This window comes from Sinorhizobium numidicum, assembly GCF_029892045.1.
Taxonomy (GTDB): Bacteria; Pseudomonadota; Alphaproteobacteria; order Rhizobiales; family Rhizobiaceae; genus Sinorhizobium; species Sinorhizobium numidicum.
This window is the reverse complement of the sequence record NZ_CP120367.1, coordinates 1,138,143-1,154,755: the sequence shown is the minus strand read 5'-3', so window position 1 is coordinate 1,154,755 and position 16,613 is coordinate 1,138,143. Positions and strand designations below refer to the sequence as shown.

15 protein-coding genes are annotated in these 16,613 nt (G+C 62.5%); 10 read left to right on the top strand and 5 right to left on the bottom strand.

Annotated elements, in window-relative coordinates; translation table 11 throughout:
• Position 1 precedes the first annotated feature (1 nt).
• The 10 genes from PYH37_RS05485 to PYH37_RS05440 all read left to right on the top strand — a co-directional run bounded on the left by PYH37_RS05485 (position 2) and on the right by PYH37_RS05440 (position 10,999).
• Complete coding sequence (locus PYH37_RS05485; protein ID WP_280732538.1) at positions 2–850, top strand: sugar phosphate isomerase/epimerase family protein; 849 nt, start codon at positions 2–4, stop codon at positions 848–850.
• 68 nt (positions 851–918) lie between these two features.
• Positions 919–2,403, top strand: a complete 1,485-nt coding sequence (locus PYH37_RS05480; RefSeq protein WP_280732409.1) for an FGGY family carbohydrate kinase — start codon at positions 919–921, stop codon at positions 2,401–2,403.
• Positions 2,396–3,100, top strand: a complete 705-nt coding sequence (locus PYH37_RS05475) for a class II aldolase/adducin family protein (RefSeq protein ID WP_280732408.1) — start codon at positions 2,396–2,398, stop codon at positions 3,098–3,100. Before PYH37_RS05480 ends, PYH37_RS05475 begins: the two co-directional genes overlap by 8 nt.
• Positions 3,101–3,218: 118 nt before the next feature.
• Positions 3,219–3,761: a gluconokinase gene (locus PYH37_RS05470; RefSeq protein WP_280732407.1), complete on the top strand. Its 543-nt coding sequence runs from the start codon at positions 3,219–3,221 to the stop codon at positions 3,759–3,761.
• 267 nt (positions 3,762–4,028) lie between these two features.
• On the top strand, positions 4,029–5,192 hold the full coding sequence (locus PYH37_RS05465) for an isovaleryl-CoA dehydrogenase (RefSeq protein ID WP_280732406.1): 1,164 nt from the start codon (positions 4,029–4,031) through the stop codon (positions 5,190–5,192).
• Positions 5,193–5,337: 145 nt separating this feature from the next.
• Positions 5,338–6,945 carry a carboxyl transferase domain-containing protein gene (locus tag PYH37_RS05460; protein ID WP_280732405.1) on the top strand — a complete coding sequence of 536 codons (1,608 nt, stop codon included), beginning with the start codon at positions 5,338–5,340 and terminating at the stop codon, positions 6,943–6,945.
• Positions 6,946–6,960: 15 nt separating this feature from the next.
• The gene (locus tag PYH37_RS05455) at positions 6,961–7,344 is read left to right on the top strand and encodes a RidA family protein (RefSeq protein ID WP_280732404.1); all 384 of its coding nucleotides are present in this window, start codon (positions 6,961–6,963) and stop codon (positions 7,342–7,344) included.
• A gap of 18 nt (positions 7,345–7,362) precedes the next feature.
• A complete protein-coding gene (locus PYH37_RS05450; RefSeq protein ID WP_280732403.1) occupies positions 7,363–9,351 on the top strand; it encodes an acetyl/propionyl/methylcrotonyl-CoA carboxylase subunit alpha in 1,989 nt (662 codons plus the stop codon).
• Positions 9,348–10,217: a hydroxymethylglutaryl-CoA lyase gene (locus PYH37_RS05445; protein WP_280732402.1), complete on the top strand. Its 870-nt coding sequence runs from the start codon at positions 9,348–9,350 to the stop codon at positions 10,215–10,217. Before PYH37_RS05450 ends, PYH37_RS05445 begins: the two co-directional genes overlap by 4 nt.
• On the top strand, positions 10,214–10,999 hold the full coding sequence (locus PYH37_RS05440; RefSeq protein ID WP_280732401.1) for a crotonase/enoyl-CoA hydratase family protein: 786 nt from the start codon (positions 10,214–10,216) through the stop codon (positions 10,997–10,999). Before PYH37_RS05445 ends, PYH37_RS05440 begins: the two co-directional genes overlap by 4 nt.
• A 24-nt stretch (positions 11,000–11,023) precedes the next feature.
• On the opposite strand, the gene PYH37_RS05435 is transcribed toward PYH37_RS05440, so the two are convergent.
• The 5 genes from PYH37_RS05435 to PYH37_RS05415 form a co-directional block, all read right to left on the bottom strand.
• Positions 11,024–12,388, bottom strand: coding sequence for an FAD-binding oxidoreductase (locus PYH37_RS05435; protein ID WP_280732400.1), 1,365 nt, complete (start codon positions 12,386–12,388; stop codon positions 11,024–11,026).
• 109 nt (positions 12,389–12,497) lie between these two features.
• Positions 12,498–13,604 (bottom strand): sulfate/molybdate ABC transporter ATP-binding protein, encoded by a 1,107-nt coding sequence (locus tag PYH37_RS05430; RefSeq protein ID WP_280732399.1) that lies wholly within the window; start codon positions 13,602–13,604, stop codon positions 12,498–12,500.
• Between the two features lie 15 nt (positions 13,605–13,619).
• On the bottom strand, positions 13,620–14,507 hold the full coding sequence (cysW, locus tag PYH37_RS05425) for a sulfate ABC transporter permease subunit CysW (RefSeq protein ID WP_280732398.1): 888 nt from the start codon (positions 14,505–14,507) through the stop codon (positions 13,620–13,622).
• Positions 14,497–15,354, bottom strand: a complete 858-nt coding sequence (cysT, locus tag PYH37_RS05420) for a sulfate ABC transporter permease subunit CysT (protein WP_280732397.1) — start codon at positions 15,352–15,354, stop codon at positions 14,497–14,499. Before cysT ends, cysW begins: the two co-directional genes overlap by 11 nt.
• A gap of 6 nt (positions 15,355–15,360) precedes the next feature.
• The gene (locus PYH37_RS05415) at positions 15,361–16,386 is read right to left on the bottom strand and encodes a sulfate ABC transporter substrate-binding protein (RefSeq protein WP_280732396.1); all 1,026 of its coding nucleotides are present in this window, start codon (positions 16,384–16,386) and stop codon (positions 15,361–15,363) included.
• Positions 16,387–16,613: the final 227 nt, after the last annotated feature.

Below are 16,613 nucleotides of genomic sequence, written 5' to 3'. Positions count from 1 at the left end.
CATGCAGGGTTTTGGCGTCCATACGAGCATGTGGACAATGAATTGGGACCGTCCGGGGGCGGAGCGGGCGGTTGCCGCCGCGGTCAAGTACAAGGTGGATTTCATCGAAATCCCGATGCTGAACCCGCCGGCCGTCGATACAGACCACACCCGCGCGCTGCTTGAGAAACATGGCCTGCGTGCCCTCTGCTCGCTCGGCCTGCCCGAGCGCGCCTGGGCATCCGTGCGTCCCGATGCGGCGATTGATCACTTGAAGGTTGCCATCGACAAGACGGCCGATCTCGGCGGCGAAGCCCTTTCCGGCGTCATCTATGGCGGTATCGGCGAGCGGACCGGCGTTCCCCCGACCGAGGAGGAATACGACAATATCGCCCGGGTGCTGACGGCGGCGGCCAAGCACGCGAAAACGCGTGGCATCGAGCTCGGTGTCGAGGCGGTCAATCGCTATGAGAACCACCTGATCAACACCGGCCGGCAGGCCGTGCAGATGATCGAACGGGTCGGCGCCGACAACATCTTCGTGCATCTCGACACCTATCACATGAACATTGAGGAAAAGGGCGTCGGCAACGGCATTCTCGATGCCCGCGAGCATCTGAAATACATCCATCTGTCGGAGAGCGACCGCGGCACGCCGGGCTACGGCACCTGCGATTGGGACGAGATCTTCGCAACCCTTGCGGCGATCGGCTTTAAGGGTGGGCTTGCCATGGAAAGCTTCATCAACATGCCGCCGGAGGTCGCCTACGGCCTGGCCGTCTGGCGCCCGGTCGCCAAGGACGAAGAGGAAGTGATGGGCAACGGGCTGCCGTTCCTTCGCAACAAGGCGAAGCAGTACCGTCTGATCTGACAAGACCTCGCCCTCATGCGGCGGTTCGGCAAGCTGGACCGTCGCATGGCTCAACAAGGTGACGCAAATTGGATGCGGCGACGAACGATCATGGAAATGCACCGGCGACGGTTGCCGTGCTCGACGTCGGCAAGACCAACGTTAAGCTCAGCGCAGTCGAAGCAGGCGGCACGGTCGTCGAGACGCTGAGCGTTCCGAACCCGGTTTTGCCGGGCCCACCCTGGCGACACCACAATCTCAAATCTTTGAGCGAGTGGGTTCTCGAGATGTTAGCCGGTCTCGCACGCCGTCATCCATTGGGCGCTTTCGTGACGGCCGGGCACGGCTCCGGCGGCGTTCTCACGGGCGCCGACCCTGATGCGGGTGACGGTACCGTGCTCCCGATGATCGACTACGAGCAGCCGCTGCCCGCCGCTGTCCGCGACGGTTATGTACCGCTTGCCGGTTCTTTTCTCGATCGCGGCAGCGCCACGATGCACGCGGCTACCCACCAGGCCCGCCAGCTCTACTGGATGCAGCAGCGGGAGCCGCGCGCTTTCTCGCAAGCACGTTGGTATCTCGGCCTGCCGCAATATTGGGCCTGGCGCCTTTGCGGTGTCGCCGCGTCGGAAACGAGCTTTCTCGGTGCCCAGTCGCATCTTTGGAACGTTGCGGAACGTCGCTGGGCGCCAATTGTAGCGCACCTCGGATGGGAGCGGCTTATGCCGCCTTTTGCCAAGGCTTGGCAGCCGCTTGGGGCCATGCGCCCTGAACTCGTCCGCCGGTTCTCGCTGCCGGAAGGATTGCGGGTGTTGACCGGAGGCCATGACAGCAGCCTCAATCACTATCGTTACCATGCGGCGGGCCTGCAGGATTTCACAGTAATCTCGACGGGGACCTGGATTGTCGGCTTTTCCGGATCCACGCCGATCACTCGCCTGGACGAGCATCGTGGCATGACGTTGAACAGCGACGTTTTCGGCAATCCGCTCGGCGGCATTCTGACGATGGGCGGACGCGAATTTTCCCATATCGCCGGCATCGATCCGCCCGCGGACGACGTGCCGGTCGAGATATTGAAACGCCTGATCGCGCAGCAAACGATGGCACTTCCATCGTTCGGCGACGATGACGGCCTTTTTCCCGGAAGCGCAGGGGCAGGACGCATCCTCGGACCCCCCGTCCACACGGCAATGGAACGCAAGGCGCTCGCCCTTCTTTATTGTGCCTTGCTGACGGTCGAGTGTCTGGAAGCGCTCGGCGATGACCGCCTTGTCGTGCTCGACGGAAGCTTCTTGCGAGACCCTCTCTATGCGGCAGTCGTGGCAGCCCTCCTTCCTGGCCGCCGGGTGCGCTTCAATCTCGACACGCATGGCGTTGCTTCCGGTGCGGCGTTGCTTGCGAGGCAAGAAGCGCGCCGGCAGCCGGCGCCACTCATCCTCAGTGAGCCGATCGAGCTTGCCGCACTCGAGACCGAACTTGCCCGCTATGCAGCCGCTTGGTGGTCACTTGCCCGCGCTGCGCCGCGGCTCCGAGACGATATCGAGAACACGAAAGGAAGCTTCCATGGCTGAGACCGCAACAACCGACAAGCTGGCGCTCAGGCGCGAAATGGTGGACATCTGCCGCCGGATGAATTCGAGCGGCATCAATCAGGGTACTGCCGGCAATCTGTCCGTACGGACCAGCGATGGGTTTCTCATAACTCCCTCCTCGATGGCGTACGAGACGATGCAGCCGGAGGATCTGGTCGAGATGGACTTCGACGGCACCTATGTCGGTCGCCGGCCGTCATCCGAATGGCGCTTCCATCGCGACATATTGCGCGAGCGCACAGACATAAACGTCGTGCTGCATTGCCACTCGATTTACGCAACGACGCTCGCCTGCCATCATAAGACGATCCCGAGCTTCCACTACATGACCGGCATTGCCGGCGGCACGACCATCCGCTGCGCCGAATATGCCACCTTCGGCACACAGGCGCTTTCCGACAATGCGCTCGTCGCGCTCAAGGACCGCACCGCCTGCCTGCTTGGTCAGCACGGCCAAATATCGCTTGGCAAGACGCTCGAATCGGCGCTCTGGCTTGCGATCGAGGTCGAGACGCTGTCGCGCATCTACGTTCAGGCCCTGACGTTGGGGGAGCCGCCGGTCCTGACGGACGAGGAGATGGAGCGCGTCATCGCGCAGATGCGGCGGATGAGCTACGGTCAGGCGCCCGATGGCGAGGGGGTCAACGATATTGCCCGGCCGCGGGGCGCTGCATGAGGTTTCCACCGGGCCGACGGTTCAGGTAGCGTGCGACGCCGCTTGCTCGCCGGCAGCCGGGACGCTATCACCAGACGCTCCATTCTTGTCTTTTCCTCAGCGAACGAGGCCTGCGCCGATGATCATTAAGAGCACGCCCGAAGTATCCGATCCGCTACGCCGGTTTCCGGGATCGATCGTCGTCATGGGGGTCTCCGGCAGCGGCAAATCGTCGGTCGGGGAGGGGATTGCACGGGCCTATGGCTACCCCTTCATCGAGGGCGACGCGCTGCATCCGCCGGAAAACATCAGGAAAATGTCGGAGGGCATTCCGCTCACCGACGACGATCGTTGGCCTTGGCTGACGGCAATCGGAGAGCGGCTGTCGTCGAGCGACGGACCGGTCGTTGTTACCTGCTCGGCTTTGAAGCGCAGCTATCGACAGAAGCTTCGCGAAAGCGCTCCGAACGGGCTTGCCATCGTCTATCTTCATGGCAGCGAGGCTCTACTTTCGGAACGCATGCGGCACCGCACCGGCCATTTCATGCCGACCTCTCTCCTCAAAACGCAGCTTGCGACACTGGAAGATCCGACAGGCGAGGAAAACACCGTCGCGGTAGACGTCGGCCAGCCGCTGGAAGATACCGTTCGCGAGGCTCTGACCGGGCTCGGACGGCTATAGAGAAGAATCGAAACGTTCTTCGCGGCGACGAGTCGCTGATGGATGGGCCTGCGCCTGCTGCCGTGACCGAAGCATTGTTCTGCCGCATGCGAGCGTCCGCCTTTGCAGATCGTGCTTGGCCGATCGGCTCTTTGGAAGGAAATTAGCCGGCAGCGATGTTATCGTTCGCGACTAAGGCGCTGCGGCGGTAACATGGCCGCAGGTCGCGCGTTGCTGCCCGATGATGAGGAGATCACGGGACAGAGGCGTCGGGAGGAGAATGGTACTATGTTTGAAAGTGGACTGAACTTCGCGCTTGGCGAGGAAATCGATGCATTGCGTGACAGCGTACGCCGCTTTGCGTCGGAGCGAATTGCGCCTCTGGCAGACGAGGCTGACCGCAACAACGCTTTTCCGACGCAGCTTTGGCGGGAAATGGGAGCGCTCGGCCTGCTCGGGATTACGGCAGATGAGGAATACGGCGGCGCCGGCCTTAGCTATCTCGCTCATTGCGTGGCGATGGAGGAGATCAGCCGCGCCTCTGCGTCGGTGGGCTTGAGCTATGGCGCCCATTCCAATCTCTGCGTCAACCAGATCAACCGAAACGGCAACGCAGCACAAAAGACCAAATATCTGCCAAAATTGATTTCCGGCGAGCATGTCGGCGCACTGGCCATGTCTGAAACAGGCGCTGGCTCGGATGTCGTTTCCATGAAGCTCAGAGCGGAGAAGCGCGGTGACCGCTACGTTCTGAACGGCAACAAGATGTGGATCACCAATGGTCCCGACGCGGATGTGCTTGTGGTCTACGCGAAGACCGACCCCGGAGCCGGCCCGCGCGGCATTACCGCCCTCCTTGTCGAGAAAAGCTTTGCAGGCTTCTCGACTGGTCAGAAGCTCGACAAGCTCGGTATGCGCGGCTCGAACACCTGCGAACTCATATTCAGGGACTGCGAGGTGCCGGAAGAGAACGTGCTCGGCAGCGTTGGCGAAGGCGTCAACGTGTTGATGTCCGGTCTCGACTACGAGCGGGTCGTGCTTTCCGCCGGGCCGCTCGGCATCATGGCGGCTTGCCTCGATGTCGTCGTCCCCTATCTCCATGAGCGCAAGCAGTTCGGCCAGCCGATCGGCGAGTTCCAATTGATGCAGGGAAAGCTTGCCGACATGTATGTGAGCATGAATGCAGCGCGCGCCTACGTCTATGCGGTGGCGGCCGCCTGCGATCGCGGTGAGACGGCGCGCAAGGATGCCGCCGGCTGCATTCTTTATGCGGCGGAAAAAGCGACTGCGATGGCGCTGGAGGCGATCCAGGCGCTGGGCGGCAACGGCTATACCAATGACTATCCGGCCGGCCGACTCCTGCGCGATGCCAAGCTCTACGAAATCGGCGCCGGCACGAGCGAGATCCGCCGCATGCTGATCGGCCGTGAGCTGTTCGCCGAGACGAAATAGCGACTGCATAAAATGTCTAAACCGAAACCGGTTCATGCAGAAATTCAAAGGACTACGGCGACTGCTGCGTGTCTAAGATCAGCGCGCGGAGCTGTGTAGGGCGCGGGCGAGCCGTTCGCGCAAGGCGGGCAAGGTTGGGGGCTTCATGACGATATTGCGATCGCACATCTCGCCGTCCTCGGATGTGTTCAAGGCGAACCGCGCTGCCATGGCGAATGCCATCTCGACAATCGAGGAGGCGGTGCGCCTCGCCGCCAACGGCGGTGGAGAGACTGCGCGAGAGCGCCATGCGAGCCGGGGCAAGCTTCTGCCGCGAGACCGGGTCGCTTTGCTGATCGATCCGGGCACGCCCTTTCTGGAGATCGGCGCCACGGCCGCGCATGGCATGTATAACGGCGATGCGCCGGGCGCCGGATTGATCGCCGGCGTCGGCCGGATTTCCGATCGCGAATGCATGATCGTCTGCAACGACCCGACCGTCAAAGGCGGCACTTACTATCCGATAACGGTCAAGAAACATCTGAGAGCTCAGGAGATCGCCGCCGAGAACCGGCTTCCCTGTGTCTATCTCGTCGATTCCGGCGGCGCTAACCTGCCGAACCAGGACGACGTTTTTCCTGATCGCGAGCATTTCGGGCGCATCTTCTACAATCAGGCAAACATGTCCGCGGCGGGCATTCCCCAGATCGCGGTCGTGATGGGGTCGTGCACGGCAGGCGGCGCCTATGTGCCGGCCATGTCGGACGAGGCGATCATCGTCGAGCGGCAAGGCACGATCTTTCTGGCAGGGCCTCCGCTGGTGCGTGCGGCGACCGGCGAAGTTGTGTCCGCCGAAGATCTCGGCGGCGCCGATGTACACACGCGGCTCTCCGGCGTTGCCGATCACCTGGCGCGCGACGATGCGCATGCGTTGGCGCTGGCCCGGCGCGCCGTTTCGGCCCTGAACCGTGAGAAGCCCTGGTCGCTGGAGCTTCGCACTCCGGAGGCGCCGCTTTACGATCCGGAGGAAATCACCGGCATCGTTCCCGCCGATCTCAGGACGCCCTATGAAATTCGCGAAGTGATCGCGCGCATCGTCGACGGCTCCCGTTTCGACGAGTTCAAGGCACGCTTCGGTACGACTCTGGTCTGTGGCTTTGCGCATGTTCATGGGGTGCCGGTCGGCATCGTCGCCAATAATGGCGTGCTGTTCTCGGAATCGGCATTGAAGGGCACGCATTTCGTCGAGCTCTGTGCGCAGCGCAGGATCCCGCTTGTCTTCCTGCAGAACATCACCGGTTTCATGGTGGGCCGAAAATACGAGACCGAGGGCATCGCCAAGCACGGCGCCAAATTGGTGACTGCGGTGGCCACGGTGAAGGTACCGAAGATTACCATGCTCGTCGGCGGATCGTTCGGTGCCGGCAACTACGGCATGTGCGGTCGTGCCTTTTCGCCGCGCTTTCTTTGGACCTGGCCGAACAGCCGCATCTCGGTGATGGGCGGCGAGCAGGCGGCGGGCGTGCTTTCGACGGTGCGCGGCGACGCGTTGAAGCGGGCGGGCACGCCATGGAGCGAGGAGGAGGAGGCTCGTTTCCGCCAACCGGTGCTCGATCTCTTCGAACGGCAAAGTCATCCGCTTTATGCATCGGCGCGCCTCTGGGACGATGGCGTGATCGACCCGCGGAAAAGTCGGGACGTGCTGGCGCTTTCGCTCTCGGCTGCCTTGAACGCACCGATAGAGCAGACTTGTTTTGGATTGTTCAGGATGTAGCGGAAAGCCTTTGAGATGAAGCGCGACAACATCAACGCCATGAACGCACCGCAGCCGCGCGGCGGCTATTCGCAGGCGGTCAGCCTTGAGAATTTTCAGCGTCTGCTTTTCGTCAGCGGCCAGATTCCGATGAACTCGGATGATCTCCTGCCGGACGGTTTCGAGGCGCAGGCTCGCCAGGTCTGGCTGAATGTCGATGCACAGCTCAAGGCAGCCGGCATGACGAAAACCGACATCGTCAAGGTGACGACCTATCTTGCCGACAGACATCACGTCGTCGCCAATCGCGAGATACGCAACGATTATCTCGGTTCGCTCGCGCCGGCGATGACGGTCGTGATTGCCGGCATCTTCGATTCCGCCTGGCTCCTGGAAGTCGAAGTGGTCGCAGCGCAGTAAAAATCGGAACAGAGGTGCATGTTTTCCAAGCTCCTGATCGCCAATCGCGGTGAAATCGCCTGCCGCATCATCCGCACCGCACGGCGCCTCGGCGTCCGGACCGTCGCCGTCTATTCCGATGTAGATGGCGATGCGCTTCATGTGGCGCTTGCCGACGAGGCCGTACGCATAGGTCCGGCCGCAGCCGCCGAAAGCTATCTCTCGATCGAGCGGGTCATCGAGGCGGCAAGGGCTGTGGGCGCGGATGCGATCCATCCCGGATACGGCTTTTTGTCGGAGAACGCCGATTTCGCCGAAGCGGTCGATGCCGCGGGCATGGTGTTTGTCGGGCCGTCGCCCGAGGCGATCCGGGCCATGGGGCTCAAGGACGCGGCGAAGGCGCTGCTGGAGCGTTCCGGCGTCCCCGTCGTGCCGGGCTATCACGGCGAAGGGCAGGATGCCGCTTTCCTTGCCGCGCAGGCCGGCGAGATCGGCTTTCCGGTGCTCATCAAGGCGCGCGCCGGTGGCGGTGGCAAGGGGATGCGGCGTGTCGACCGGCAGGAGGATTTCGGCCCGGCACTGGAGGCGGCACGGCGGGAAGCGCAAGCCGCTTTCGGCGATGATCACGTCCTGCTCGAGAAATACCTGACCAGGCCGCGCCACATCGAGGTCCAGATTTTCGGTGACCGGCACGGCAATGTCGTGCACCTATACGAGCGCGACTGCTCGTTGCAGCGGCGGCACCAGAAGGTGATCGAGGAGGCGCCGGCGCCCGGAATGACGGCAGAGATGCGCCGCTCCATGGGCGACGCCGCCGTCAAGGCGGCGCATGCGATCGGTTATGTCGGCGCCGGAACGGTCGAGTTTATCGCCGACGTGACGAACGGACTCTGGCCGGACCAGTTCTATTTTATGGAAATGAACACGCGCCTGCAGGTGGAGCATCCGGTAACAGAGGCGATCACCGGGATCGACCTTGTTGAATGGCAACTCCGCATAGCGGCAGGCGAGCCCCTGCCGAGAAAACAGGCCGACATCGGCATAAACGGCTGGTCTTTCGAGGCGCGAATCTATGCGGAGGATCCTGCCCGCGGCTTCCTGCCGGCAACAGGCCGGCTGGCACACTTGAGTTTTCCCGACGGCAGCGTGAGAATTGATTCCGGTGTCCAGCAGGGCGATATGATAACGCCCTACTATGATCCGCTGATCGCCAAGCTGATCGTGCATGGTCCCACCCGCTCGGCGACACTTGCCCGATTGCAGACCGCCCTGAAGGAATGCCGGATCGGTGGAACCGTCACCAACCTCGATTTCCTCATCCGGTTGACGGACGACCATGATTTCCGCTCCGCCAGACCGGACACGGGGCTGATCGACCGGGCTATCGAGCGGCTGGCGGCGCCGACGATCCCGGATGACGAGGCCCTGGCGCTTGCCGCGGTAGTCTCGACCGGCGTGCTTCAGCCGCTTGCGTCGGCAGATCCCTGGGCGGCGCTCGGCTATTGGCAGATCTGGGGCGATGCGCATCGCACGGTTGCACTGGATCATGCGGGCGGGCGTGCGGCGGTGACCATGGCGTCGCGGGGCCGCGATCAGTTTGCGGTCCATGCCGGGGCAAGCACTTTACCGGTCCTGGTGCTGGAGCGCTTCGAGAACGGAGCGCAGCTAGAGGTTGGCGGACAGAAGCGAACACTTCGGTACCTGCGGCAGGGCGACACCTTGACGCTCTTTCTCGATGGGCGGAGCCTATTGTTCCATCTTCCGGACCCGTTGTCCGGCGGACACGGCGGAGAGATTGCCGATGACGAACTTGTCGCGCCGATGCCGGGCCTGGTGAAGATGGTGCGCGTCGGGGCCGGTGAGGCCGTCGCCAAGGGCCAACCGCTCGTCGTCATGGAGGCTATGAAGATGGAGCTGACGCTTTCGGCCACGCGAGAAGGAACCGTCGCGAGCGTCCATGTGGCGGAGGGCGCACAGGTCAGCGAAGGCACCGTTCTCGTCACGCTCAACGAGGAGGCTGCGCAATGACATCGCCGGTAAACGAGCATGTCACGATCGTCGAGGTGGCGCCGCGGGACGGGCTTCAGAACGAGTCCCGGCTCGTCGACACCGGCGACAAGATCAGGCTGGTCGATCTCCTCTCGGACTGCGGCTACGAGCGGATCGAGGTGACAAGTTTCGTCAGCCCGAGGTGGGTGCCGCAGATGGCCGACGCGCCAGCGGTAATGGCCGGCATAACCAGACGCCGGGGCACGCGCTACGCGGCCCTGGCGCCGAACATGCGGGGCTTCGAGGCCGCGCTTGCAGCCGGCGCCGACGAGGTGGCGATCTTTGCCTCCGCGTCGGAAAGTTTCTCGCAGAAGAATATCAACTGCTCGATCGCCGAAAGCATCGAACGATTTCGTCCGGTCGCGGAAGCGAGCCGGGAGCGTGGCGTTCCCCTGCGCGGTTATGTGAGCTGCGTGGTGGAATGTCCCTATGAAGGACCGATCGCGCCGAAGGCGGCCGGCCGCGTCGTAGGCTTGCTCCGTGATCTCGGCTGCTATGAGATCAGCCTCGGCGATACGATCGGGCGCGGAACGCCGGAAGCGGTCGACGCGATGCTGGCGACCGTGCTCGGCGAGATCTCGCCGGCGAATCTTGCAGGTCATTTCCATGACACGTCAGGCCTCGCGCTGGAAAATATCGCGGTCGGGCTGGAGCGCGGGCTTAGGGTGTTCGATGCATCCGCCGGCGGTCTCGGCGGCTGCCCTTATGCGCCCGGCGCCGCGGGTAATGTCGACACGCTTGCGGTGAATGCCTTTCTGCGGGAGCGTGGATTCGCGACAGGGCTCGACGCCGGAAAGCTCGATCGTGCGGCTGCCTTCGCACGATCGTTGAGGAGTGCGGCATGACCTACGAAACGATCCGCTGTGCTACCGACGCCCGCGGCATCGCCCGGCTGACGCTTGCCCGCCCGGAAAAGCACAACGCGCTTTCCGCGATGATGATCAGTGAGTTGTCGGATATCGCGGGCCGGCTCGCGGCTGACGCGACCGCGCGTGTTGTCATTCTTGACGCTCAAGGGAAAAGCTTCTGTGCGGGCGGCGATCTCGAGTGGATGCGACAGCAGTTTACTGCCGACCGGCAGACGCGGATCGCAGAGGCGACGCGGCTCGCAATGATGTTTAAACTGTTGAACGAAATGCCGAAGCCGCTGATCGCACGGGTACATGGCAATGCCTTCGGCGGCGGCGTCGGGCTGATCAGCGTTTGCGATGCCGTTGTTGCTGCGAGGAGCGCAAAGTTCGGTCTCACCGAAACCCGTCTCGGGCTGATCCCGGCCACGATCAGCCCCTATGTCGTGGCCCGGATCGGTGAGGCAAGAGCGCGCCCGCTCTTCATGTCGGCGCGAATTTTCGGGGCTGACGAGGCGCACGCCGCCGGCTTGGTGACAACCGTGGTCGACGCTGAAGGACTGGAAGCGGCCATCGATAACGAAGCGGCGTCCTATCTCGCCGCCGCCCCTGGGGCAACCGGGCGCGCCAAGCGGCTTGCACGTTCGCTCGGGCTGCCTATCACCGATGCCATCATCGCCACGACGATCGAGCGGCTTGCCGATAGCTGGGAAACGGAAGAGGCGAGGGAAGGTGTGTCTGCTTTCTTCGAACGCCGCGATCCCTCCTGGCGAACCTGAGCGTCGGTTGCGCGGGGATGCTGCCTAACCAAGGACCTTGCCTGGATTGAGGATGCCGTTCGGGTCGAGCGCCTTCTTGATGCGGCGCATCACTTCGAGTTCAGCAGGACTGCGGGATCGATCGAGAAAGTCGCGCTTCAGGACGCCGATGCCATGCTCCGCCGAGATCGAGCCACGATAGCGGCCGACGAGAGTATAGACGATGGCGTCGACCTCGTGCAGTGTCTCGTCGTTCGTGCCCGGAAGAGAAAAGGCGATGTGCAGGTTGCTGTCGCCGACATGGCCGAAGAATGATACATGCGCTATGGGAACTCGGGCGGAAAGGGCTTCACCGCATTCATCGGCAAAGCGACCGATCTCGCCGATCGGCAGACTGATGTCGAGATTGACGAGCGAGGGCAACCTGTCCATCGCGTGGCCTTCGCGCACGCGCCAGAACGCCCGGCTCTCCTTCTCCGACTGTGCGATCAAGGCATCGGCGATCAGCCCGTCCTGAAGCGCCTGTCCGAGAAAGGCCTCGAACTCTTCACCCTCGCCGTCATGGCCACGGATATCCTGCTCGAGGATCACAGCGAAGGCGGGCGGCGTCTCGAAGAAATGCTGCCCTTCGGCTTCGCAATTGAAGCGGAAGTAGCTTTCCCACATTGCCTCGAATGCCGACACGCCGGAAAGCGCCTTCTGTGCCCGCTTGAGCAGGTCGACCACGCCGGGATAGGCGTCAAGGGCGCAGAGCGCGGTCAACCGCCCTGCCGGGAGCGGACGCAGGCGCAACACTGCGCGGGTGATGATGCCGAGCGTGCCTTCGGAGCCGATGAAAAACTGCCTCAGATCATAACCGGTGTTGTTCTTGACCATCTTGTTGAGCGACGAAAGCACGGTCCCGTCCGCAAGCACGACCTCAAGGCCGAGTAGGTTGTCGCGCGCAACGCCATGGCCGATGACCCGGATGCCACCGGCATTGGTCGCGAGATTGCCGCCGACCTGGCAGGATCCGCGTGCACCGAGGTCGATAGGCAGCAGATAGCCGGCGTCCTCGGCGGCACGCTGCGCCACCTCAAGCGGCGTACCGGCGAGAACGGTTATCGTGCCGGCCGCGGCATCGATCTCCTCGATGCCCGAAAGTCTTTCCAGTGAAATGACGATGTCGCGCACGCCCGGATTGGCGCCGCCGGCAAGGCCGGTCATGCCGCCCTGCGGCACCACGCTCTGGCGATGGTCGTTGCAGATCTTCAGGGCAGCGGCAACTTCCGCCACATCTCTCGGACGAATAACCGCCTTCGGGAGGTGGCGCCCGGTGAGGCTTGCATCGCTGCGATGACGTTCGGCGATCCGGCTACCGGTCAGCACTGCGTCGCCAAGGGATCGGGTGAGTTCGTCGATGACGGGCATGGCGTGTTCCTGGAAATATACGGCCTTGTCGGCCACGGCCCGGGATTGTTGCTATCGGAAGCACGCGCAGATCCCTTGCCGCGACGGACGCACTAAGGGCGATCCGATTTCAGGTGCCCGTGCGTGCCAGTTCGGCCGCTGTTTCCGCTCCACGCTGGGTCACCTGAACGGTCTCCTCCTTGCGGAAGAGCGTCCACTTCGTAGGTCGGAAGGCGATGCGGGTGTGATCGGTGGAGCTGGCGCGTTCCGGCGGCAGTTCGATCTCGACCGAAGGGTGGGTCCTGCCAAGATCGAGTTCGAGGTGCCGGGTACCGGCCACTCGGCGGCTGGCAGTGACCAGGCCGGCAAGACAGCCGCCGCAACCGTCGATGAGTTCGACGTCGTGCGGGCGGAAGAAGAGGGTCGCCGGCCCGTCGGCCTCGTTTGCGGACCGCAGGCCTATCGGTCGGTCCTCGAACCAAATTTCGCCGTTGGAAAGCATGACGTTGAGGCAGTTGGATTGGCCGATGAAGCCATAGACGAAAGGCGAGACCGGATGGTCATAGATCTCGTCCGGCGTGCCAACCTGCTCGATTGCGCCCTTGCTCATGACGACGACGCGGTCGGCGAGTTCGAGCGCCTCCTCCTGGTCGTGCGTGACGAATATGGTGGTGTGGCCGGTGCGGTCATGGATTTCACGCAGCCAGCGCCTGAGTTCTTTGCGCACTTGCGCATCGAGCGCGCCGAAGGGCTCGTCGAGAAGCAGCACATTGGGCTCGACCGCCATGGCGCGGGCGAGTGCCACGCGCTGCCGTTGGCCGCCGGAAAGCTGGGCCGGATAGCGTTTTTCAAGCCCCGAGAGCTGCACCAGCTCGAGAAGGTCCAGCGCTCGGCGGCGTATCTCGGCGGCGGGCGGCCGTCGGCTGCCGGGCCGTACCTTCAGACCGAAGGAGACGTTGTCGAGCACCGTCATATGCCGGAATAGGGCATAGTGCTGGAAGACGAAACCGATGTTTCGCTCCTGCACGCTTTTCTTCGACGCGTCCTCGGTGCCGAAGAAGATCATACCCTCGGTCGGACTTTCGAGCCCGGCCACGAGTCTGAGCAGCGTGGTCTTTCCGGAGCCGGAGGGGCCGAGCAGCGCAATCAACTCGCCGGACCGAATATTGAGCGAGACGTCGTCGAGCGCCGGAAAGCGGCCGAATTCCTTGCGTATGTTCTGGACGCGGACTTCCATGGATGTCTGGACCTTTCAGTGTCTGCGACTGGCAGCGATCTCGTCGCTGTAGCGAAGTTCAAGCGCCGTTTTCAATACGAGCGTTACCAGCGCCAGAAGCGCAAGGAGTGCGGCCACCGCGAACGCGGCGACGAAATTGTATTCATTATAGAGGATTTCTACCTGCAGCGGCATGGTGTTCGTTTGACCGCGAATATGGCCCGAGACAACGGAGACTGCCCCGAACTCGCCCATGGCGCGGGCGTTGCAGAGAAGCACTCCATAGAGCAGGCCCCATTTGATGTTGGGGAGCGTCACATGCCAGAAGGTTTGCCAGCCCGTGGCGCCGAGCGACAGTGCCGCTTCCTCGTCGCTCGTGCCCTGTTCCTGCATCAAGGGTATCAGTTCGCGGGCGACGAAGGGGAAGGTGACGAAAACAGTGGCGAGCACCAGGCCGGGCACGGCGAACAGGATCTGAATACCGTAACTCTGCAGGATGGGGCCAAGCAGGCTGTGCGAGCCGAAGAGCAGAACGAAGACGAGACCGGAGATCACCGGCGAGACCGAGAAGGGCAGGTCGATGAGCGTCGTCAGGAACGCCTTGCCTTTGAACTCGAATTTGGCGATCGCCCAGGCGGCCGCCACCCCGAAGATGAGGTTGAGCGGTACGGCGATCGCTGCGACCAGCAGAGTCAGCCGGATAGCCGAAAAGGTTTCTGCGTCGCGGAGCGCCGAGAAGAACTCTGTCGGTCCCTTTCGAAATGCCTCGATGAACACGGTGGCGAGCGGCAATAGCAGAAAGAGTGCCACGAAACCGAGCGCGATCACGATCAAAATCGTGCGCGCAAACCGGCTCTCCGAGGTTGCCGCGTTGACCAGGCTGGATGGCGCCGCGACCGACGCGGAGGTGACTTCATGCGCCATTAGCATATCTCCGTCTGCTCCAAGCCTGAATCAGGTTGATGACCAGCAGCATGATAAAGGAGAGGAGCAGCATCACCGCGGCGATCGCGGTCGCTGCCGGATAGTTGAACTCCTCGAGACGAATGATGATCAGGAGCGGTGCGATCTCCGAGACGTAAGGCAGATTACCGGCAATGAAGATCACGGACCCGTATTCGCCGACGCCGCGCGCGAAGGCGAGCGCGAAGCCGGTCAAACCGGCCGGCAGCAGGCCCGGTAGCAACACCCGGCTAATCGTCTGAAACCGAGTGGCACCAAGCGTGGCCGCCGCTTCCTCGACCTCCTTGTCGATCTCCTCCATGATCGGTTGCACCGTCCTGACAACGAAAGGCAGCCCCACGAAGACCAACGCTACGACGATGCCGGCCGGCGTGAAGGCGATCTTGATGCCGAGCGGCGCGAGAAGCGAGCCGATCCAGCCATTCGGAGCGTAGAGTGCCGTCAAGGCGATGCCTGCGACTGCCGTCGGCAGTGCGAAGGGCAGATCGACCATGGCGTCGATCACGCGCTTGCCGGGAAAGCGGTAGCGTACCAGCACCCAGGCAAGGACGACTCCAAAAACGAGATTGATGATTGCGGCAACGAAGGCCGTGCCGAAGCTGATCGTCAATGCGTTGACGGTGCGTTGGTCCAGTGCCAGCGCCAGGAACTTCGACCAGCCAAGGCCGCTCGATCGCCAAAGCAGGCCGGAGAGGGGGATGAGAACGATGAGGATAAGCCACGCCAGTGTGACGCCGAGCGCCAATCCGAACCCCGGAATGACGCTCGGCTGCCGAAACCGCCATCGCGTGCTGCTGCGAAAGGCCATGGAATCTTATTGTCCCGGCTTGTAGATCTGGTCGAAAATTCCACCATCGGCGAAGAACTTCGGCTGAGCTTCCTTCCAACCGCCGAATTCGTCAATAGTGACCAGCTTCACGTCGGCGAAGCGGGCCGTGTCCTTGGGGTCCGCAACCTCGGGCTTGTACGGCCGGTAGTAGTGCTTGGCCGCGATCTTCTGGCCTACATCGCTGTAGAGATAGTTCAGATAGGCCTCGGCCACTTTGCGCGTGCCATTGCTATCGACATTGCCGTCCACGAGCGCCACTGGCGGTTCCGCCTTGATCGAGATCGACGGCGTGACGATCTCGAAATTGTCCGGCCCGAGTTCTTCAAGCGACAGATAGGCTTCATTTTCCCAAGCAAGCAGTACGTCACCGAGGCCGCGCTGGACAAAGGTGGTCGTCGCACCGCGCGCGCCGGTATCGAGGACCGGAACATGTTTGAACAATTGCGCTACGTATTCCTGCGCCTTGGCGTCGTCACCGCCATTGGCGGATCGTGCCCAGGCCCAGGCCGCAAGGAAGTTCCAGCGCGCGCCGCCCGAAGTTTTCGGGTTGGGCGTAATCACCTGGATGTCTTCCTTGATAAGGTCGCCCCAGTCCTTGATGCCTTTCGGATTGCCCTTGTGGACGAGAAAGACGATCGTCGAGGTGTAAGGCGCACTGTTGTTTTCGAAGCGGGTCTTCCAGTCGGCCGGGATCTTGCCGCTCTCCTTGGCGATTGCATCGATATCTGCTTCGAGGGCGAGCGTCACGACATCCGCCTCCAGACCGTCGATCACTGATCGAGCCTGCTTACCCGACCCGCCATGCGAGGTCTGGATCGTTACGGTTTCGCCGGTGTCGGCCTCCCATTTTTCGGCAAAGGCCGCATTGAAGTCCTTGTAAAGTTCCCGGGTCGGGTCGTAGGACACGTTCAGGATCGTAGTGTCCGCTTGAGCTAAGCCAATCGAGCCAAGCTGCAGGCTTCCGACCACGAGCGCCAGTTTTACTATTCCGGCAAGTCTATTCGAGCTCATATCGACCTCCATCCTTTGCCAGATAAAACTATCAATTTAATCGACTACTACAACGCAAACATATGACGCCGAAGGCGCCTTTCGTGAAATGTCCTATCGCCGGTGCAGCCTAATCAGAAATTTCTTGCCCGCAGCGGGCAGCCGCGAGTGCAAGATAGCACGGTATTTTAGAGATGCACCCAATATGTGGGAACCTGGACTTTGCCTCCGCCGTCCGGCAACGAAAG